Source organism: Spirosoma sp., from assembly GCF_026391055.1.
In the GTDB taxonomy this organism is placed as follows: Bacteria; Bacteroidota; Bacteroidia; order Cytophagales; family Spirosomataceae; genus Spirosoma.
The window spans coordinates 112510-133906 of record NZ_JAPLET010000021.1; the positions used below are offsets into that span (position 1 = coordinate 112510).

The window sequence follows — 21397 nt, forward strand, 5'->3', positions numbered from 1 at the left end:
AATTTATTGGGTCTACCCAATTCTTATCCAGGCAATCTGTATGGTTCCGCAAACCCAAAAGTGCGTCTGTTTCCGTACAGCCTTGTTGCCTTTTTTTGCGCTATGCAATCCCAATCTGCCATCAATCTAACTATCGCTCAACTGCGAGCAGACACGCCAGGCTGTCAAAATAGCCTGTTTCTCAATAGTGCTGGAGCTTCCCTGATGCCGCAGCCCGTCGTTCAGGCGATGCAGGATTATCTCCAGTTAGAAACCCAATTAGGCGGTTATGAGGTCGAACGGTTGCGGCAGGCCCAGATTGGCCGGTTTTACGAGGAAACTGCCCGGCTCCTGAACACCCGGCCTGAACATATTGCCTTTGCTTATAGTGCTACCCATGCCACATTTCAGGCCCTATCGGCCATCCCGTTTCGGGAAGGTGATACCATACTGACTACGACGAACGATTACGTGTCCAACCAGCTAGCCTTACTATCTATGCAACAGCGGTTAGGCATTAAATCACTACGGATTCATGACCTGCCCAACGGTGATCTGGATTTGACACACGCCGAGGAGTTGATACGTACACACCGACCGGTCCTGGTGGCGATAACCCACATCCCAACAAACTCGGGGCTGGTGCTCCCGGCAGAGGAAGTAGGCAAACTGTGCCAGCAATATGGAGCCTGGTATTTACTCGACGCGGCTCAGTCGGTGGGGCAGTTGCCGCTCGACGTTACCCGCATTCACCCTGACTTTCTGGTAGCAACGGGCCGTAAGTTTCTGCGAGGGCCACGCAATACGGGTTTTCTGTATGTATCGGATCGGGTACTGACGGCTGGCCTTGCTCCTCTGTTTATTGATCGACGGGCCGCTACCTGGACCGTGCAAGACTCCTACGCCTTACAGCCAGGTGCCCGCCGGTTTGAACCCCAGGAGATTTCGTTGCTCAGTGTCGGGTTAGCCGAAGCGGTCGGGTATGCCAATCAAGTCGGTATAGAGGCTATTGCCTGGCAAAACCAACGGCTGATGCACCGGCTCCGAACAGGCCTGGAACAGATCGACGGTATTACCTTACTAGACTGGGGGTTCTGCCAAAGCAACCTGCTAACCTTTCACACGGCTCGCCAGCCGTTATCGGCGCTTGATGCCGCTTTACGACACAGTCGTGTGGTGTTTACGGTGCAGTACCCAAATTCTGCCTTAATCGATTTTGGACGGAAAGGCATAGACTGGCTGGTTCGACTTTCGCCCCACTATTTTAACACGCTGGACGAAATGGATGAAGTAGTCGATATAATAGCTCATTTTTTACGATAAACTTCTTCTAAAATCGAGATTATTTTTCCCAAAACCCCAACCTACCCGATGCAAAGCGACTATTTACAAAGCGCGATCTGCCAGTTTGAGTATTATAAATTACTGGGTGAAAAAACATTGGCTCAACTCCCCGATGATGCCCTTTTCTGGCAATACAACGCCGAAAGTAACAGCATTGCCATCTTGGTAAAGCACCTTTGGGGTAATATGCTGAGTCGTTGGACGGATTTTCTGACCACCGATGGCGAAAAAAGCTGGCGCGACCGGGAGGACGAGTTTGCTAACGATAGTCAATCCCGAGCCGAATTGATTCAAAAGTGGGATGAAGGTTGGCGCACGCTTTTAAATACGCTGCAATCACTCCGGGAAGAAGATCTGAGTAAAACCATTTATATCAGAAATCAAGGACATACGGTGCTGGAAGCGATCAACCGGCAGCTAGCCCATTATCCGTATCACATTGGCCAACTGGTATTCATGGGGAAAATGCTGGCCCAAAACTGGACGTCACTCTCCATTCCAAGAGGTGAGTCTGGCCAGTATAACGCTCAAAAATTCGCTCAGCCGAGACGTAAAGAACATTTTACGGATGAATACCTAAAATCGGATCAACCGATTGACAAAAACGGATCATCAACAGAATCAACGCTATGACCCAGGAAAAAGCCCTCCACTTTGCCGATGAATGGATCGGGGCCTTTAATGCTCATGACCTAGCCGCCATTATGGCGCACTATGCCGATGAACTGGAATTTTATTCGCCGTTTATTCCACTGCTAAAGTTTAATGAAACAGGCTGTATCACCAACAAAGGTGATCTGGAACGCTATTTTCAAATAGGCCTGAGCACCTACCCCGACCTGCATTTTACACTGCACCATGTTTTTGTGGGTGTTCACACGTTGGTCATCTATTACACGTCCGTAAATGGCCGACTGGCTAGCGAAGTCTTTCAATTGAATGAGCGTGGCCAGGCCCAGAGGGTGTTCTGCCACTATGCCTGAACCAACGACAAGCAGCTGTTTAATTCACACCACACCTTGTTACGCAGACACTATTTTCTCTGGCTTGTTTTCTTGTTGCCTAATCAGTTTCCAGCCAGGTAAGGATGGCCGGTCTCCAGTAGTTGCGGGTAAAATAAAAAGTACCTACCCCTAAGAAAACCGTGCCAGCGGGTGGGCTATTGGAGATCGATCCTGGTAATCATGTCTTTAGTCAAGTGAATTGTCCATCAGGCAATTGAGAAGGAAAAAGGCGGCTTCTTTTGCTGACTAAAGATAGTCAGAAGTAATATGGGTGCTAGTTTTCGATCCAATTACACTGCAAGTAGAATGACAGAAGTCACTTTGGCAGCAGCGGGCAATGCTTCTGCCCTCAGAACTAAACATGTCGAGTCTGCACCGAACTATCATGAAGACCAATAACGACGCAGCCTTAAGGCCAGGCGCATATCCTCTCAAGGCACTGTGTTACAGATCGGCAACGTTTATTGCTAAATGGCAGCAGCTTCTCGGTCACTACGGAGTTTGCAGCTAGGGCCCACGCCGACAAACGGGCTACCTTTATCGGGCAGGAAACCGGGGGCGGTTACGGCGGTAACAGTAGCGGCCTCTTTGCCATCACCCAATTACCCAACTCAAAAATTGATCTCGGTATTGGTCTGTTCGGGTTTCATATGGCAGACCTTCCCAAAGACCTTACTCCGGAACAGGGCATCGTTCCTGACTACCTGATCGAACCAACCGTTGAGGATGTACTGAACGGCCGCGATCCGGCCATGGCGTATACCCTCAACCTAATCCGGCACCAGCAGACCAAGGCAGCACTCAGTTAGAGCCAGTAGGCTCTGTGTAACAGGCACTGGCATTTGTAGAGGAAGTAAGAAACAGTTGTAGCCTCAGCAACGCCTACTGGTTCACAAGCTGTGTTTTAACGGCGGCCCGGTCGGCCAGATCATCGCTCGCCGTTTTCAAAATAAGGTCGCCCGGCTTCAGATCACCAAAAACCTGGGTCTGCCCCGCCGACTCGTCACCTTTCTGAACCGTTACCCGAATGGCTTTTCCGTCAACCACTTTCAGTACAAAGGTGCGGTCCAGAGTGCTGATAATGGCGGTCTTGGGTACGTATAAACTGCCTTCCGTTGTGGCGCTGACGGGCAAACGGGCCGAGGCAAACATACCGGGTTTGAGTTTACCGCCTTTGTTCTGATAATCAATCTCGACAAGCTCGGATCGGGTTTCGGGCCGAACACTGTTGGCGACGCGGCTGATGCGCCCGGTAAACGTTTGCCGGGGAAAGCTGCGGACGGTAAACTGCACCGGATTGCCCCGACGAATATCGCCCAGATAGGCTTCCGGAACGGCAATACGCAACCGCAGCCGGTCGAGCTGCTTGATCTTCAGCATAGGCACGCCGTTCTGTCCGCCCGGCCCTACAAACGCCCCCGGCGACAGCCGACGGTCGGTGATGACACCGGTGAATGGAGCCGTTATTTTAAGGTAGCTCACCAGTTGCTGTACCGAATTATAGTGAGCATTGGCCGCTACAACGGCCAGACTATCGGAAATAGCTTTGGTGCGGGAGGCATCCAGATCGACGGGCGAAATAGCCCCCAGCGTCCGGCTGGTACGCAGAACGCGCAGAAAAGTCCCTTTGCTGGCCCCGTAAACGGCTTCAGCCGCTTTCACCTTCGAGTAGGCTTCGGTCAGGTTGGCGGTTAGTTCGGGCGCTTCCAGTTCGGCCAGCACCTGTCCTTTTTTTACCTGATCGCCAATATCGACGTGTAGCGCTTTAACGTAGCTGCTCACGCGGGGGTAGAGATCCGTTTCGTAATAGCTTTCCAGTTCGCCCGGCAGGTTCAGTTCTGATGCCGGACGGGAAGCCGCCACCCGTATGGCTTCGTAACGGATATCTTCCTCAACCGGCGCTTCTTCCATCTGACTTTTTTCGGCCGATGAATTGCCGCATTGGCTGAGCAGAAAGCCCATACCCGTAATAAGTGCCAGGTGCAAACCTGATCGGAAGACAGCGTATATCGTCATGGTGTTCATTGGCTGGTTAGTAGGTTAAACTGGACTCGGATCGTTCGGCAAGGGCTTCATGCGTCCCGTCGAACACGGTGCTGGTTGGGTCATCCGGGTCGAGCGAGGGCGAGTCAAAGTCCGTTTTACGCTGAATGGCGGCAAAGACAACGGGCAAAATCAGCAGAGCGGCTATCGTTGAAAAGAACAGGCCACCAATAACGGCGCGGCCCAGCGGAGCGGTCTGTTCGCCCGATTCGCCCAGCCCACTCGCCATCGGAATCATCCCGGCAATCATCGCCAGCGCCGTCATCAGAATGGGTCGAAGGCGGGCCGCACCAGCCACACGGGCGGCCGCTTTTGCGTCGCGGTAGCGTAGCCGAAGAGATTCGGCATTGGTAACCAGCAGGAGGGCGTTGGCGACTGACACCCCCACCGACATGATGATGCCCATGTACGATTGCAGATTCAGCGTTTGACCCGTTACGAGCAGCAGGGTAAGCGACCCCGCCAGTACGGCCGGAATACTCACCAGGACAACACTGGCCACTTTGAACGACTGGTAGTTGGCGGCCAGCAGCAGGAAGATTACAACAATGGCCAGGCCCAATCCAAACTGAAGGCTGCCCAGTGTTTCCTGAAGCAGTAGCGCCAGCCCCCGCAACTCAACCACCGACCCTTTCGGCGGCTGTCCGGTCGCCGTTATAGCCGCCTGTACGTCGCGCGTTGCTGTGCCGAGATCCATCTGGTTAATATTGGCCGACACAGTAATAATCCGGCGGGGACCGATGCGGTCGTACTGACCCGGCACAGTGGTTGGTGTAATGGTCGCGACATCACCCAGCGTTGGTCGCAACTGTCCTTTTACGAGAGGAATAGCCTGAATGTCAGCAACCGACTTCATCTGATCCTGCTCCAGTTGAATCTGCACCTGATAGGCAAACCCTTTCGACTGATCGAGCCACAGGTTCTTGGCCGTAAATCGGCTGGACGAAGTTGCCGCCACCAGTGACTTGGAGATTTCGTCGATGCTGAGCCCAAGTTGAGCTGCCCGCTCGCGGTCTACCTGAATCGATACCGTCGGATAGCTCAGCGGTTGATTGATCCGCAGGTCGCGCAGATACGGAATCGCGCGCAAATGGGTCAACAACCTATTGGCGTAATGTTGTCCTTCCTTGAGATCTTTCCCCCCCACCAGAATCTCGATGGGCGTTTGTGCTCCCTGGCTCATGATCTTGTCGGTCAGGTCAATGGGCTCGAACGAGAGCCGGACATTGGGCATTTTTCGGCTAACCCGCTGGCGAATCTGCTCTTTCAGCGCATCCATAGACTCGACGGTGTATTCGTCGGATAGATTGACCTGCAATACCGCTTCGTGCGGACCAGCATTAAACACGTACAGGGCGCTGGTGCCATAGCTGGAGGGCGTCATACCCACAAAGGCCGAGGAAATAGCCACGTTTTTTTGACCAACGATATCGCTTATCTGCTTTATTACCCGCTTGGTAAGCTCTTCCGTCCGTTCGATACGCAGACCCTGCGGCCCAACAATTCGCACCTGAAACTGGTGTGCGTGATTTTGCCGGGGCATCATATCCTGACCAATCTGGGTGAACCCAATACCGATCAATAGCGCACAAACCAGCGCATACACACCAATGACCAGCGTTCGACGACCCATTAGGCTATCCAGAACCCGAATATAGCCGAGTTTGAATCGTTCAAATCCCGTCACTTTTTCGGGGTGTTTTTCCTCGTAACGCTCCTGATGGGCCTCCAGGGGCTGGTTCAAGTCGGGTAGAATACTCAACTCGTGCAAACTGGCATGCGCATGATTTTTAAGCCACCAGTTAGCCACTACGGGCACAAAGACCTGCGACAGGACATAGGAAACAATAATTGAGAAACCCACCGATAGTGATAAGGGCAAAAACATGCCGCGCGGCACGCCATTCATCAGGAAGGCGGGCGCAAAAACGGCCAGAATACATAAGGTAATGAGCAGCAGCGGAAACGACATTTCCTGACAGGCATCCAGAATGGCGCGAGCCTTAGGTTTACCCATTTCCAGATGCTGGTGAATATTTTCAATCACGACCGTGGCCTGATCGACCAGAATACCGATGGCCAGTGCCAGGCCCGACAGGGTCATGATATTGATGGTTTGGCCCGTCAGGTTAAGCAGCAGAATCGCACTCAGGATCGACACCGGAATTGTCAGGATTACAATAAGCGAACTGCGCCAGTCGCCCAGGAAAAGCAGCACCATCAGGCCTGTCAGAATAGCTCCCAAACCGCCTTCAACGGCCAGGCTATGCACGGCTTGCGTCACGTAAACCGATTGGTCGAACTCGTAGGAAAGCTGCACATCGTCGGGCAGGAGAGCTTTCATTTCCGGGAGTTTTGCTCTTAACGCACTGACGACGCTCATGGTCGACGCATCGGCACTTTTGGTAACGGGAATATACACCGACCGCTTTCCATTGACCAGCGCATACCCCACCATGATGTCGGTGGCATCCTCCACCGTAGCTACGTCGCGCAGGAATACCGTTGGTCCAACGCCCTTGCGCAGCGGAATATTCAGGAACTCACTGACCTTGTCGAGTACCGTGTTGCTGGGCGTCATGATGGTGTAGTCGCCCATCTGTACGCTACCAGCGGGCGAAATCTGGTTGTTTTTCACCACAGCCTGCACAATCTCGTCGGGTGTCAGCTCGTAACTGCGCATCCGTTCGGGGTCGACTTTTACAACCACGGTTCGTTCGTTACCGCCAAAGGGGGATGGGGCCGATGCGCCCGGAATCTGAGAAAACAGGGGGCGAATGCGCGTAGAGGCTAAATCCTGCATCTCGCCCAGCGACGCCCGACGGCTGCTAAACACTAACTGTCCTACGGGTAAACTCGACGCATCGAAGCGAACCACAGTGGGGGGCACGGTGCCGGGCGGCAGGTAATTCATAACCCGGCTCACCTGGTTGGCCACCTCGCCCGACACCTGTGCCATGTTGACATCTTCGTAAAATGAACATTTCACCAGGCAAAGCCCCTGAATATTTTTCACTTCCACCGACTTGATACCCGACACATAGAGCAGCTGGTTCTGGTAGCGGGTGGCAATAAAGCCTTCCATCTGGGCAGGTGTCATCCCGCCATAGGGTTGGGCAATGTAAATTGTTGGGAGGTTGAGCCGGGGAAAAATATCGACCGGAATCTGGAGCAGTGCCAGCACCGCAAACAGAATAACACCCGCCAGCGCGACGATTACAGTAATGGGTTTAGCAAGAGCAGCTTTGATCATGATCGTTGAGTTAGCGGGAAAGTTGTTGGAGGAAAGCCTCTAGATCGCCGGCCGTAGCCGCCCGAAAGAGCAGAGCGCGCCATACATTGTTCGTGACCAGCGCTTGATCGACCTCCGCCCGATTCAAAAGCGCACTCGTTTGGGTCAACGCCTGAATATTGTCGAGACCGGATTCATACCGGGCCTGCGACTGGATATACGCCTGTTTAGCGGCATTGAGCTGAAGGGGAGCCTGCTCAGCCCGTGCCTGAGCCAGTTCCAACTGCAAAACGGCATTCTGACTGGCGGCCTGAATACCCAGCGCCTGCTGATCGTAGGCTTGCTGACTGGCACTGATTCGCTCGCGCTGGGCCGACAGGGCGTATTTGGTTCGCCACAGATCGGTGGGTCGCCAGATGGCCGTAACGCCAACAATGTAATTGTAGGACCGTAATGGTAAGCCCGCACCCAACGACGGATCGATGTGGAAGGTACCGTCGGGCTGTGCCTGCTCGCCGATACCGGAGCCCCGCCCCTGAAGCGACCCCAGCACCGAAATGGACGGTAATGCCGATACTTTCAGGAGCGTTTCGCTGGCTCTCCCAAGGTCGATCGTTTTCTGAAAAACCCGCAATTGAGGATGTATAGCCGGATTGCTGCCGGGTGCCAAGGGTAATTGGGGAAACCGGTCATAAAAAGCCATCGAATCCAGTTGAACAGATGGATTGGGAAGCCCGATCAATTCCGTCAGCCGGAGTACCTGCTGCTGGGCCAACTGCTGACTTTCCAGCACCTGCAAACGAGCGCGGGCCACTTCGGCATTGGCAACGGAACTGTCAATGCCCGGCCGGAGCCCTCCTTCTGTACTGGCCCGGATAATTCGCTGAAGTTCCTGAGCCCGGCCGAGATTGGCCGTTTGCAGGGCAACCGACTTCTTGGCGTTGAGGGCTAACAGATACGCGTCGCAAACCCGAACCTGATGCGTAAATAACTCGCCTTCATAATCAGCCTGAGCCTGCTCGACGGCTAGCCGCGCCTGGCTGCGCCGGGCCTGTCGGCGACCAAACGTGACGGCCTCCCAGTCGACCACCATCGATACCCCGCTGGTCCACGCGGCCTGATTGCTGAACCCATCGGTACGCACTCCCGAAACAGGCAGCAGCAGACCGCCATTGGAAACGTAAGCGCCCCGCACCTGATTGGATGTCGCGTTGAGTGTTTGCGCCTGCACACCCGCCTGAGGCAGAAGCGCCATATTCAGGCTTTGGACGTCGGCCTCGGCGGCCCGGATGCTGGCCTGTTTCCCGCGCAGACTGGGGTAACTGGACCGGGCCAGCTCCAGGGCTTTGGGCAGGGCAAGCTGGGTTATTTGGGTCGAGGACACTGCACCCGATTGAGCTAAACTCGGGCCCACCAAGAGACTGGCGATGGTGGTCAGTAGCTGAATTTTTCGTTTCCCTCCGCTAAGCATACCCTTATTTCGTTGAATAAGGCCAAAAGTACGGGTGGGATATTAGCGCCAGATTAGAGCCAAATTAGTTCATATTAGAACGGCTTAAGCTGACAGCAAGGGAACGATTACTTCCGTGATCGTTCCCCCTCCCGGGCGGGGACGCAGCCGTAGCTTCCCTTGATGGATGGTTATGATCCGGTAAGCCAGCGTTAAGCCAATGCCGAAACCGTCGATTGCCTGTACGTTAGAACCGCGTACCAGGGGCAGCAACACCCGGTCTTCTTCACCGGGCGTCAGGCCGATACCCCGATCTTCGATTCGGATACGCGCACGCTCTTCGGTATCCATTTCCAGACAAAGCGCAACCGGCTGTCCATTCGAATATTTGGCGGCATTATCCAGCAGATTCAGCAACGCCGTCCGAAGCAGATACGCATTGCCCCGGATCTTGACGGGCCTGCTTTGTTCGAGCATACCGTCACTGAGTTGTAGCGATAACGACTGCCCGCTATGCTGTTTGCCAAATGTATCGGCCGCATCGAGTACGACTTCGACCAATTCGAGCGGTTGCCGGTCGAGTTGGGCATCCACACCATCAATGCGGGCCAACTGCAACAGCCCGTTAGACAGAGCAGTAAGTTTATCCAGTTCTTTAACCGCCTGGGCCATCCCCCGCTTGAGGTTCTCAGCGTCGGCATCGTAGAGAATTGACGTTTCCAGCCAGCCCTTAATGGTGGTCAGGGGGGTGCGTAGCTCGTGCGACGCCTGGGCAATAAACGAGCGTTGGTTTTCGACCAGCCGTTCCTGCCGGGTAAGCAGGTCATTGAAAGCCTGCGCCAGCACCCCCACTTCATCCTGTGGGTTGCTGGCCCGCAGTCGGAAGGTCAGCGGGCTGGCTGCGGGCATATTGATCTGATCGATCAGGTTGTTCAGTGGTTTGAGGGCCTGACGGGCGAACAAATACCCCATCAGAATGACCAGTCCTATGGACACCGCATTTCCAACAATAAACAGATCGCGTAACTCTTTTTGTCGCTGATAGCCATCCTGGTCGTAAGCCGTGGCGATGGCAACGTACTCCCGGCCATCGGGCGAGGGCGAGACCCCCGCGTAGGTCAGCGCTACGCCGTCTTTGGGGTACAAATGACCCGGGCTTTCGTACTGAAACCGAACCAGCCGCTCCCGCCGAACCCGACTTCGGAAAGCGGGTTCGGCTACAAAATCGTTGGTTTGCTGACTACTATAAATCAAGCTGTCGGACGGCGAATAGACAAACTCTACCTGCTCGGGCATGGAGGTAATCACGCTGCCTGCCACCGATCCCCTGAGCGTGAGCAGTTGCTCCGTAACACGGGCTTTTCGGGCTAACCGGTCTTCGATGGAACGCTGTCGAAAACTGGCGTAGGTGCTGTACACATAGACCGAGAAAATAACCAGAATACTGGCTACCAACGACGAAAACCATAGAATGAGTTTGTGTTTGATCTGCATAGTTAGCCCCGTAAGACGTAGCCCATCCCAATGATCGTATGCAACAGTTTCTGGCTGTAGTCCTTATCAATTTTTTTGCGCAGGTAATTGATATACACTTCAATCACGTTTGTGCTTGTATCGAAATGCAAATCCCATACTTTTTCGGCAATGTCGACCCGGCTGACGATTCGGCCCTGGTTGACCATCAGGTATTCGAGCAGGGCATATTCGCGGGCGGTCAGATCAATCCGCTGCCCGGCCCGGAAAACCGAATGAGCTTCGGTATCAAGCTCAAGGTCGGCCACACGCAGTACGGTTTTTAATCCACTAAAATCACTGTTTCGCCGGGCCAGGGCTTTAATCCGCAGCATCAGTTCCCGGAACTCAAACGGCTTTACCAGGTAATCATCGGCACCGGCACCAAAGCCGCTTTCCTTATCGGGCAGGCTGTCCAGCGCCGTCAGCAGCATAACCGACTGGCGGGGCATTTCCCGTTTGATATGCCGACACAGCTCGAACCCATTTATGTGCGGCAGGTTAACATCCAGCACAATAACGTCGTACGTTTTGTTGTCGGCCAGGCTTTGGCCCACCAGCCCATCATACGCCAGATCAATTTCGTAGCCTTCGCTCTCCACGCCTTTACGAATGAATGAGGCCAGACTTACTTCATCTTCAACGAGTAAAATTTTCATGGTACTTACATTTTCCTGAACGTCCTGCCAAACGACATTGTCGCTAGCTGACACGTTTGAACCTGCCAACAGTATTCATCAAACACCCAAAATCTATTGAATTACTCACCATTGGGGTTATTCCTCCGCTTAGCCAAGTCGTTAAAGATCGACTTTAGCCGCCGTAACCAGCTCGAAATTCGAATGTCGGTTGGTTCTCTGTCCGCCGACAGGCTTCCGATTGCGTCGCCCGGGCTGATGGCAATGGCCTCTGATTTAGGAATGATTAACCGCTGGGAAGCATATAAACTTTGGTGGCCCGACATCAGGTAACTGAGTACGCAGGATACGGCGGCATAAGGTGCTACTGACGCGCCAAACAGTTCGATTGCCAACATACTGGTTGCAATAGGCGTATTAGTTGTTCCAGCCAACAAGCTCACAAACCCGATAGCCGCAAAAGTGGATTGATCGGCTCCAACCAGTTGAGAGAAGAAGCTCCCAGCCGTTGCCCCGATGAACAGCACCGGCGTAATAACACTGCCGCTCCGGCTGATGCTGAGTGTGATGATTGTGAAAAGAGCTTTCAGCAGAAACGCGTACCCACTTACATGAATGCCTTTGATACAATCCTCCATCAAATTCAGGCCCAACCCCAAATAGTCCCTCGAGAACAAAAGAGTTAAGCCAACCAGGATTACCCCGCCCAACAAACCTTTCAAGGGACGCCAGAGCGGAATCGCATTCGTTGCCCGTGTGCTTTGCTGAATGGCCCGAACCAGAGCGTAAGCACATAAACCAAAGAAAATTCCGCCTGCCAGCAGTTGTATAAAAAATCCCTGGCCAAAGGCCGGGATAAACGTCAGAGGATAATAAAAGAAAGTGACACCAAGTGCCGAAGAGACCTGATAGGCCGTTACGGAGGCAACAAAAGCTGGCAACAACACATCGTAAACGATTACCCCAACGGCCAGTACCTCAATTCCAAACAGGGCACCCGCCATGGGTGCCCCAAAAACACAGGCAAACCCGGCACAAAAACCGCAAAGAACCATTTTCCGACGGTCGATGTCATCGACCCGAAACAGATTGGCGCATACGCTGCCGATACCTGCCCCAATCTGGGCACATGGACTTTCTTTACCCGCCGAGCCTCCGGTAGCGAGAATAAGTACAACATTGACGACTTTCGTAGGAATGAAGCTACCCTCCAGCTTACCATAATTTTTATTAATAGCGTCAATCAGGGCGTCGGTTCCCAGATGTCTCTTCAGAACAAACTGACTCAGCAGATTCGCCAGGAAAAAGCTGACGGGTAGTAAGTAAAATATATGCTGGTACTGATTACTCTGTTCAATGATGTAGTGAAGCGAAAGAATGAATCCCGACGCGACAACGCCAACCAGACAGCCAATTAAACTGGCAATGAACAGCCACTTTAAGACCGAAAAAAACAAGATCACTTCGTCATTTATCCGCATCTGGATATAAACCGAAGAACAGTAGGCTCAGTTTATTCTCTCTCGAGGCAAAACCAACCTTACCCCCGATTAGTAGGCTGTTCATTTGATTAATGATCATGATTTTCGGCCAAGACTTATATAAGAATGTTCAGCACCAGTAAACCCATTATGCCTGACGTTACCTTTTTAGTTTATCTGGCGAGTAAACCAATCCTTCCACCGCTGCCGGCTGACCATTTCCCGGCTTGACAAAAACACAGGTAAACATCCATTTCACCAGTCGATAGGCGCTGGTCTTAAAATTGCCGACCGGTACTTTGATCAGCACTTTATTCCAGCCTTTTTTCAAGTGAACAAGCTCCGTCGAGCGGTTTTCGTAAGGCTCGTCGGTGTACGGTTGTTCAGAATCCAGAGGGTGCAAACCGGCATTTGTCCAGCGAGGGGGTATTAGCGCCCGATCATTGACCCATATGTTGCTGCCCTTGTAATCCCACTGACCCTGTGGCGGACTGGCGTCTTTCTCCGACCGGCCATAATTATGAAAACCAATCCAGGCCCCAACCGTCTGGGCACGGGGCGAATACACATACGTGTATGCGTAGACGGTATGGTTCGGTTGGGGGTTGGTCAGGTACGCGCGCACCACATCAGGCCCCCATACATGACGCAGGTAGACAGTGCCCCCCGTCGCGTCGACACCCTTAAAATCAGAGGCTCCCTGCTCAGGTGGAAAAACAGCCTCCAGCTTACCCTGATTTGGAAAAGGTGCACTGATTCGCCAGTGTATGTTGCTTTGCCGAACATACGGAAACGTAAGCTGGCTGAAATGCTGCCGCTTATGAGCTAGTAGCCGGTCTTCAAAGTCGGCAAAATCAAGCGGATTCTGCACGACTGTACCGGACTGGGTTTCGGGCAGACCACCGCCACGCCACGCTCGTTCGGCAACGGCCAGCATGATCGGATAAAAGCCGTTGAGCCGTTCAATTTCGGTTTCGTTCTGCTGCTTGCGGTCGTTCCATACGCAGGCGATGGCACCCAACCGTTCCGGCGAACCCCAGGTCGTATCGCAGATCGTGCGCTGGAAAACACTGATGAGGTCAGCCTGGGTGCTAAAATGATTCAGGTACAGGTTTCGGGAGTCAATAACAGGTTGTCCTGCTGTTGGCTTTACGGTACTCATCCATAACTGCCGGATCATTTTTTTATCCAGCCGGGCACCGGGTAACCAGCCGATTACGTCTTTACCACAATCGCGCACGACCCTAGCCATTTCCGGGACAAAGAGCGAGTCTTTAAAAGCCACCTCATCGGTACCGATGTGCAGGTAGGGAACATCAAAAAGGGCGCACACCTCGCGCAATAATCGCCTGGCCAGTTCTTTCCCTTCCTGCGATTGCATGTCGTATCCGGTAGCCCGACGAAAGGCCGCGCTATGGCCCGGCATATCGATTTCAGGAATAACCAGCACATGCCGCTGTTTACAGAAACTGACCAAATCACGCGCCTGTTGTTGAGTATAGAATTGACCCGCAAACCGGGCCGTTATCGACGAGTCGGTCAGGCGGGGCACAACCTCACTCTGTAACCGCCAGGCCAGATCTTCAGTCAGGTGCCAGTGAAACGTGTTGATTTTATAGTGAGAGAGCAGGTCTATTTGTCGCTTAAGCGTCTCAATCGGAATGAAACTACGGACCACATCGTGCATGAATCCGCGGATCGGGAAAGCAGGCAAATCGACAATGGTACAACCGGCAATTGACCTGGTTTTTGAATCCGTCAGTTGCTGGAGGGTTCGATACCCCCAGAAAAGGCCAGTGGTTGTGAGGGCCTTAAGCGTTATTCGATTGGGTGACACTGTCAGCTGATAGCCTTCTTTGTTTTGCCGAAGGGCGGGCAAATGAGGTTCAAGTGCAATCGAAATGATCAGTCTCCCGCTCGTTGCTGATGGCGAGGCCAGCCGGACGCCTGCGCCACCAACCGTTTTTATAAAATGCCGGACAGAGTCGGCAACCGATTTGCTACCGAGTGAATCGCCCACTACGGCAATCGAACCCCTCAGCCCTGCCGACAGCCCCGACCAGGTAACCTGCCGGGGAGCTGGCAGCAACGGCGGATGAGCAGCCAGGCCGTTGAGTGACTGAATCAAAACCAGAAAAAAAATGAGCTGTCTCATGGAATAGCGTAGGAGAATGTAGTGACGGGCAAACCGGCACTGTTGATGAGGTTGGCGGTCGTGTACGGTGCCCAGCCATAATACACATGGGTACACGATGCGCCGTTGGGGAGACGAAGGATTACCTGATTGCCCCGGCATCGGGCTGGTACCTCCTGCTGAGGGCCGTTGACATCACCAACTGAAAAGCCACGAATAGGATGGTTGTCTGCCGTCCGCAGCCCAGTCCCCGTTTGTTGGAAGCGTAGATCAATTCCGTTTCTGACCCGGGCGACCTCGACGATCTCAGGGGTAAGTACAGCCTGCTGCCCATACGTTTTGACCAGCGCTTCCCGCGCCAGTCGTTGGCCAACAACCCGTTTGTTGGTTGGGTGAACGTCTGTCGGGTTACCCACATCGCTGGTAACGGCCATACCAACATTGGGGAGCCGCTGTGCCAATCGACGCTGGCTGTCCCGAAACCAAGGCCAGTTCTCGGACTTATATCCTTTTTCGGTGCCAATGGAGGAAAGCTGACAGACGTAAAAAGGAAAGTCGCCCTGTTGCCACTGGTCTCGCCAATCCCCTACTAAACGGGCAAAAAGGTGCTCATGCTGCTGCGCCCTCGCCAAACTCAAGGCATTACTTTCTCCCTGATACCAGAGCACGCCCTGGATGGGTAACCGAAGCAGTGGCATAATAGCCGCCTGGTAAAGAAAGCCCGGCTTAAATGGGTGATGATACCCCAGTGAATCATGGGGCGGTTTATAGCCTGCCTGAATTAGGTTATCCAGATTTTCGTGGCCCCGCTGAATACACCAGGGTTCCAGAACGGGATTCTGCCACCAGTCATCCTTAAATACGAGTTGTATGGTCGGGTCAGCAAGGCCACTGCCGGGGCGTATCCAGGCCTCGGTTGGGGAGCCGCCAACGGCCACATTAATCAACCCGATGGGAATGTTGAGCGATTGCTGAACTGCTTGCCCGAAATAATACCCAACCGCAGAAAACAACCGGATAGCCAGCGAATCGGCTTCCTGCCAGCTCGCCGGTTTATAAAACGCGTCCGGGCTTAGATGCGGAAGTTCGTCCGTTTTATACGCTACGTTGTATGTCGACAGCGCCGGACGTTTATTGAAAAGCCGTAGCGACCCGTTTCTGGGCTGGCGGAGCGTCTGTGCGGCAAACTGATCGCTGGCCACCGGGAAGGCCATATTCGACTGGCCTGCACAAATCCACACATCGCCAATCAGCAGGTTCGTCAGGTGAATACTGTCCTGATCCGTTCGAATCGTGAGCCGGATGGGAGCTTCCAAGGCGGCCTGGGGCCTTACATGAAGCGACCAGCTTGAATCGGCGCGTACAACGGTCTGACCTTGTTCGGCTCCCAACTGAACCCGCACCGTTTGACCGGGAATAGCCCACCCCCAGACAGGTATGGGTCTGTCGCGCTGGATGACCATCCCACTTTGCCAGTCGCTGGCCAGACGGAGTTGGGCATACGCCGGGCAGAAGGTTACCCAGACCAGGAGAACGGACACAAACCAATGGCGTATGTTATTTTTCTGTGGCGACAAAATCATTGACGGTTGGCCTTAAGAAATACAATTGCACCAGCAGCGCCACCAGAACGATACCCGACAGCATGGCAAAATCGGAGCCCAGCTGACCCGAATCCATCGACTTGCCCAGCCAGTTGGTAATCAGTGCACCAGCAAATACGCCGGTCATGTTCATGATACCGTAGGCCGTTGCCCGATGCCGTGAGGAAACGAACTGGCACAAAATCGGCATGTTATTGGCATCGAACATCCCGTAGCCAAAGCCGAAACACAAGGCAGCCCCTACCACATGGATCAGTGAATTACCAAAGCCGATGAGCAGCAGGGAAGGTATCGTCAGGGACAAGCCGATGGCGCTGGTGTACATCCGCCCCCGAATGTTTGTCTGGACCCATCGGTCCGACAGAATTCCGCCAAAAATCACCCCAAGAAAGGACGATATCGCAATCGTGATCGTAGAAAGCGGCCCTGCCGTTGCCATGTCGATGTTCAGGTTTGTGGCAAAGAGAGTTGGTAGCCAGTTTTTGGTGGCCCACCCGGGTAAACTCGGTATAGCGTAATAGAACAGAATGACCCAGAAAGACGTGTTCGCCAGCAACAAACCGAGCCCTTTGGTTAAGGGTATTCTGTCGGTTGTCAATGGTCCATCCGACTCGTTCGGAGGTAGCGAATCCCGGTTGAATTCGCGCAGAAAAAAGCTCAGCACCACGGCATAGACAAGCCCCGCAATACCAAATCCCTGAAAGGCCGCTGGCCAGGAATAGGACTCCGCAACGGTTGCCCCGAACCCACCCAGCGCCTGCCCCATGTAGAGGCCAGTCATGTGAATTCCAATAGCCAGCGACCTTGTTCTGGCCGTGTGAAAATCAGCAATGAGCGCCAGACCCGCCGGAATATATAGGGCTTCACTAACTCCCATGATGGCCCGCAGCCAGTAAAGCTGATCAAAGGTCGTGGCGTATCCCATCGAAAACGTAACCCCCGACCAGACGAACAGGCTACCCACGATCAGCCATTTCCGGTTAAACCGATCCGCAACGATGCCCGATACGGGGCTCATGCAACCGTATATCCAAAGAAAAATAGCCATCAGCCGCCCAAAATTTGTGGCCGACTCCAGTTCCCTGATGTCCAGCTGCATGGATGGTCGCATGGTAGCCAGCATTTGCCGGTCCATATAATTCAGCATGGCTACCACCCATAAAAGCCCCACTACTACCCAGGGATACAGTCGTCCCTGTTCATTTACTGTGTTGTCGTTCATTCGCTTAGGTAGCTAGTCTGACTCAGTACTTCGATTGGTCCATATCAATTTTCCAGATAGCAGGCGTTCGGATACCGGGGGTGACTTCGCCACTTGGTAAAATGAGGCTTTGCTCCCATTGCACCACCGGGGTTGTTACGGGCGTCGGAAAAGGTAAGCTGTCCACCGCCGACCAGGTTTTGGTATCCGTCCGAAACTGCCAGACCGTTTTGACAAAGCCAGGGTGGTCGATCTGGAGACGGTTACGTTCGGTCCGGCGTTTTTCCCTGTCAACGCCTTCGGGTAGCTGATTTACCTGATTCGACAGGGCTTCGATTTGCTGAAGCCGGTTGCCATCGTCACCGCCAAGAACAAATAGCGAACGGGTACCGATGCCAATAACCTGATGGGCTGCCAGCGGCTGAGGTATATCGGGCAGTCGCTGCCATCGCTGTCGGTTGATCTGATACGCGTAGACATCGGCATAAACAGTTGTTCGCCCGTTAACAGTCTGCCTTCCTCCTACCACATACAGCGCTGGCCCGTCCTCATTTGCCTGAACCGTCATGGTCGTATACGCTCTGGGTGGACCAGGCAAGTCAGCCAGTTTTCGCCAGCCCCTAGACGGGGTTTCGAGGTCAAGTACGTACAAACCGGCTTCCGTTCCCCGGTCCGACTCACCACCGAACACATACAGATTATTCCCTGAAACGGCAGCGGCAAGATTGGCCATTGGCATGGGTAGCGCCGGAAACGACTGCTCGACGAGCGTAGCGTCTGACGGATGCCAGCGCAGGCTAAACACGTCGGCGAAACGGTGTTTGTCGTCATTGCCCCCTACACAGATAAGCTGATCACGCCAGACCACCGAAGCGCCATAGGCCCGTGGATGAGCCAGTTGATGCGTGAATTCCCAGTGGTACGTATTTCCTTCAAGACTAAGCACATAAACTGTCGAATGCCAGACTTTGGTACCTCCTTGCCAGGGAAAGCCATTGGGGAAATTGGCTCCCCCGGCAATGAGCAAAGCGCCGTGACTACAGCCTGCAAAGGCCCCCGCCACGCCCGGATTTAGGGAGCCGTTCAGGGCGGGCAGTTCCGCGAGCCGGGTATAGCGCAACCGGTCCTGTGCACTTGCAGAATATAGCGGCAGATAAGTCATAACGAGCACAATAACAGCGCGTTTAATCGGCGTTAACAACCTTCGATACGGGCATTTGTGACGCATAGGCGTAAAAGTCGATGGCCTCCAGATCGTCGAGGAAACGGGGATACTGGTCAGCCGACATGTTGGCAATAGGAAGCCGGAAACCACCACAATTGAGGCCCAGCGCCCGCATATAGGCTTTTCCGGTGGCAATACCGCCGTACTTGCCTAAGATACGGACAATAGCAATGGATTTGTCCTGCAACTGGCGGGCCTTTTCCAGATCGCCCGCGTTAAAAGCGGCCATCAGTTCGTAATACAGGGGAGCCGCATAATTGAACGTACTGCCAACCGCGCCACGCGCACCCATAGCCATAGCGGCCAGATAAATTTCGTCCCAGCCCCAAAGTATATCGTATTTCTGATTTCCAAATAATACGCACTGACGAAAATCCATCAGATCATTGTGAGTGTACTTGATCCCGTAAAAATTAGGAAGCCGTCCGTCGATGCAGGTCAGGAAGTCAATCATCGACAGATTGGCTCCCGTCAGCGCGGGGATATGGTAGAAATAAAGGCCCAGATCGGGCGCAGCTTCGCCGATCTGAATGCAAAACTGGGCCAGCAGTTCGACATTGGCGGGTTTAAAGTAAAAGGGAGCCAGCACCGCTATTGCCTGGAATCCCGCCTGAGAAGCTTCCTGAGCAAGCAGTTTACTTTCTGCCAGGGAGGTGCCCCCCACCAGCATGATTTTGGTCAGGCCGGGGACATCGACCTGACCCCAGGCCCGGAGCAGTTCCAGCTTTTCAGGGAAGGACAGCGAAACGCCCTCGCCCGTGGAGCCGCCGATAAATGCGCCCTTGATTCCGTTCTGAACGAGCAGTTGAGCATACTGCGGAATAGGGGCCAGATTCAGGCTGCCATCCGCGTGCATGGGAGTAAACGGGGCCGCCACCAGCCCTTCGGTTTTTGGAATATATGACATATAAAATGGAGAAAGAATAGTCTCCTCCAGGTATGACCCGGAGGAACTGAAACCAACCTAACCTATGAATAATGTAATCGTAAACACTTGTTACCTGAACAAAAAACCCCTCAATAGCCCGGCGTCTGAACCAATTTCGGGTCTGTATTGAGCATTGAAATGGAAATGGGCAGCACGAGCTTAAACGCCTGCGTGGCGGATAGATAAACCGGGTTCACGGCGGCAAACACATACGAATTGCCCGCCCGGCGCAATGCCCACCACCGTTTACCTTCGCCAATAAACTCCCGTAGGTATTCATCCAGAATCGCGTTCATGTTGGCTTCCTGGCTTCCATTGCTGTAGGGCGTAAACCCCGTTCCATACGCCCGTGCCCGAATGGCATTGATATCGGCGGACGGATCGTTGCCCAGCTTCGTATTTGCTTCGGCAAGCAGCAGCAGCACATCCGCGTACCGATAGATGGGAAAGTCATTGTCGTAGAGTTGTATACCCGAATCGACCCGGCCGATGAACTTGGTCAGCATGACACCGGCAATGGGAAAGCCTGCGGTGTTTCGATACATAACCCGAAACGAAGGGCGAATGCGCTGATCTTTCGGATTGCTGAGTTTGGCAATCGTCGCGCCGGACATCCCGACCCGGCTGGCACCGCCAACAAGCGGATAGGCCGCATTCACCGCCATGGCCGGACCGGGAACGGGGTCAAAAAACAACGTACCAGCCTGTGTCGTGTTTACCAGAAAATTGCCGTACACACCCTGTGTAGCTTCATTTTTCTCGTAATTGATCGCAAAAATGATCTCTTTGTTATTGCTCTTCTTTGTCGGGTCGAAGATATCAGCGAAGGTAGCCTGTAGGCCCAGCGCGGGCAACGCTTTTACGTCTTCCAGCGCGGATTTGGCCACCTTAAAATCAGCACTGCCACCACCCATGTGCGTACCTGACCAGATAAACACATCGCCTTTCAGGGTGAGGGTGGCCGCCCGACTCCAGGTAACGCGCTTCGTCGGCAAGGCATTGCTGCCCGCAAACAGCGTCAGCGACTGCTCCAGATCGCTTTTGATCAGTTTCATCACCTCTTCGGGCGTCGACCGGGCTTTATACAGGTCGGTCAGGCTCTCGACCGATGTAACGGGCTCCGTCGTAATAGGAACGCCACCCCAAGTTCGCAGCAGGGTATAATAGACAAAGGCCCGCATGCCGTACATTTCAGCAAGGTATGTTCTCCGTTTGGCCTCGTCGAGGGGGGCCGCCGGGAACAGTTTGATAACCGTATTAACCCGGTCGATCAAGCTGTAAAGCCCACCCCAGTTGTCGAGAGGCACATTGGTGGCACTTATGTTGTGCGACCAGTATTGCTTCAGTCCCGTATCTTCCGATTCGGTAAAAAGACCGTCGGCCCAGATGTCGGAACGCATTTCTCCCAGGGTAAACAGCGTACTATGGTAGTTTCGGAAAGTACTGTAAATACCGGTATACAGGGTTTGAGCGGCATTGGCATCCGCCAATACCAGGCTCTGGTTGAGCGACGTTTGCGGAATTACTTCCCGAAGTTGATCCTGGCAGGAAAACAGGCCGGAACTGACCATCAGACAGCCTATTAAAGTAATTGTTAGTTTATACGTTTTCATGATGTTCGG

16 protein-coding genes are annotated in these 21397 nt (G+C 53.6%); 4 read left to right on the forward strand and 12 right to left on the reverse strand.

The window, feature by feature from the left end; translation table 11 throughout:
- Positions 1–102: 102 nt before the first annotated feature.
- The 4 genes from NT073_RS15050 to NT073_RS15065 all read left to right on the forward strand — a co-directional run bounded on the left by NT073_RS15050 (position 103) and on the right by NT073_RS15065 (position 3136).
- Positions 103–1302: an aminotransferase class V-fold PLP-dependent enzyme gene (locus NT073_RS15050; protein ID WP_297375006.1), complete on the forward strand. Its 1200-nt coding sequence runs from the start codon at positions 103–105 to the stop codon at positions 1300–1302.
- 48 nt (positions 1303–1350) lie between these two features.
- On the forward strand, positions 1351–1956 hold the full coding sequence (locus NT073_RS15055; protein ID WP_297375008.1) for a DUF1572 family protein: 606 nt from the start codon (positions 1351–1353) through the stop codon (positions 1954–1956).
- Positions 1953–2306: a nuclear transport factor 2 family protein gene (locus NT073_RS15060; RefSeq protein WP_297375010.1), complete on the forward strand. Its 354-nt coding sequence runs from the start codon at positions 1953–1955 to the stop codon at positions 2304–2306. The genes NT073_RS15055 and NT073_RS15060 overlap by 4 nt, the downstream gene beginning before the upstream one ends.
- A 485-nt stretch (positions 2307–2791) precedes the next feature.
- Positions 2792–3136 (forward strand): hypothetical protein, encoded by a 345-nt coding sequence (locus NT073_RS15065; RefSeq protein WP_297375012.1) that lies wholly within the window; start codon positions 2792–2794, stop codon positions 3134–3136.
- 73 nt (positions 3137–3209) lie between these two features.
- On the opposite strand, the gene NT073_RS15070 is transcribed toward NT073_RS15065, so the two are convergent.
- The 12 genes from NT073_RS15070 to NT073_RS15125 all read right to left on the reverse strand — a co-directional run bounded on the left by NT073_RS15070 (position 3210) and on the right by NT073_RS15125 (position 21388).
- The gene (locus tag NT073_RS15070; RefSeq protein WP_297375014.1) at positions 3210–4352 is read right to left on the reverse strand and encodes an efflux RND transporter periplasmic adaptor subunit; all 1143 of its coding nucleotides are present in this window, start codon (positions 4350–4352) and stop codon (positions 3210–3212) included.
- Between the two features lie 7 nt (positions 4353–4359).
- The gene (locus NT073_RS15075; protein WP_297375016.1) at positions 4360–7623 is read right to left on the reverse strand and encodes an efflux RND transporter permease subunit; all 3264 of its coding nucleotides are present in this window, start codon (positions 7621–7623) and stop codon (positions 4360–4362) included.
- A 10-nt stretch (positions 7624–7633) separates the two neighbouring features.
- Positions 7634–9073: a TolC family protein gene (locus tag NT073_RS15080; protein ID WP_297375018.1), complete on the reverse strand. Its 1440-nt coding sequence runs from the start codon at positions 9071–9073 to the stop codon at positions 7634–7636.
- Between the two features lie 84 nt (positions 9074–9157).
- Complete coding sequence (locus NT073_RS15085) at positions 9158–10546, reverse strand: HAMP domain-containing sensor histidine kinase (protein ID WP_297375020.1); 1389 nt, start codon at positions 10544–10546, stop codon at positions 9158–9160.
- Between the two features lie 2 nt (positions 10547–10548).
- Positions 10549–11223, reverse strand: coding sequence for a response regulator transcription factor (locus NT073_RS15090; protein WP_297375022.1), 675 nt, complete (start codon positions 11221–11223; stop codon positions 10549–10551).
- Positions 11224–11324: 101 nt separating this feature from the next.
- Positions 11325–12683 carry a chloride channel protein gene (locus NT073_RS15095; protein ID WP_297375024.1) on the reverse strand — a complete coding sequence of 453 codons (1359 nt, stop codon included), beginning with the start codon at positions 12681–12683 and terminating at the stop codon, positions 11325–11327.
- Positions 12684–12843: 160 nt separating this feature from the next.
- The gene (locus tag NT073_RS15100) at positions 12844–14838 is read right to left on the reverse strand and encodes a family 20 glycosylhydrolase (RefSeq protein WP_297375025.1); all 1995 of its coding nucleotides are present in this window, start codon (positions 14836–14838) and stop codon (positions 12844–12846) included.
- Entirely contained in the window at positions 14835–16400 is a 1566-nt protein-coding gene (locus tag NT073_RS15105) for a sialate O-acetylesterase (RefSeq protein WP_297375027.1), read from the reverse strand. The genes NT073_RS15100 and NT073_RS15105 overlap by 4 nt, the downstream gene beginning before the upstream one ends.
- A complete protein-coding gene (locus tag NT073_RS15110; RefSeq protein WP_297375029.1) occupies positions 16375–17643 on the reverse strand; it encodes an MFS transporter in 1269 nt (422 codons plus the stop codon). The genes NT073_RS15105 and NT073_RS15110 overlap by 26 nt, the downstream gene beginning before the upstream one ends.
- Positions 17644–17665: 22 nt before the next feature.
- Positions 17666–18850: a kelch repeat-containing protein gene (locus NT073_RS15115; protein ID WP_297375031.1), complete on the reverse strand. Its 1185-nt coding sequence runs from the start codon at positions 18848–18850 to the stop codon at positions 17666–17668.
- Positions 18807–19754: a dihydrodipicolinate synthase family protein gene (locus NT073_RS15120; protein ID WP_297375033.1), complete on the reverse strand. Its 948-nt coding sequence runs from the start codon at positions 19752–19754 to the stop codon at positions 18807–18809. The genes NT073_RS15115 and NT073_RS15120 overlap by 44 nt, the downstream gene beginning before the upstream one ends.
- A 110-nt stretch (positions 19755–19864) precedes the next feature.
- Positions 19865–21388, reverse strand: a complete 1524-nt coding sequence (locus NT073_RS15125) for a RagB/SusD family nutrient uptake outer membrane protein (RefSeq protein WP_297375035.1) — start codon at positions 21386–21388, stop codon at positions 19865–19867.
- Between the last annotated feature and the right edge of the window lie 9 nt (positions 21389–21397).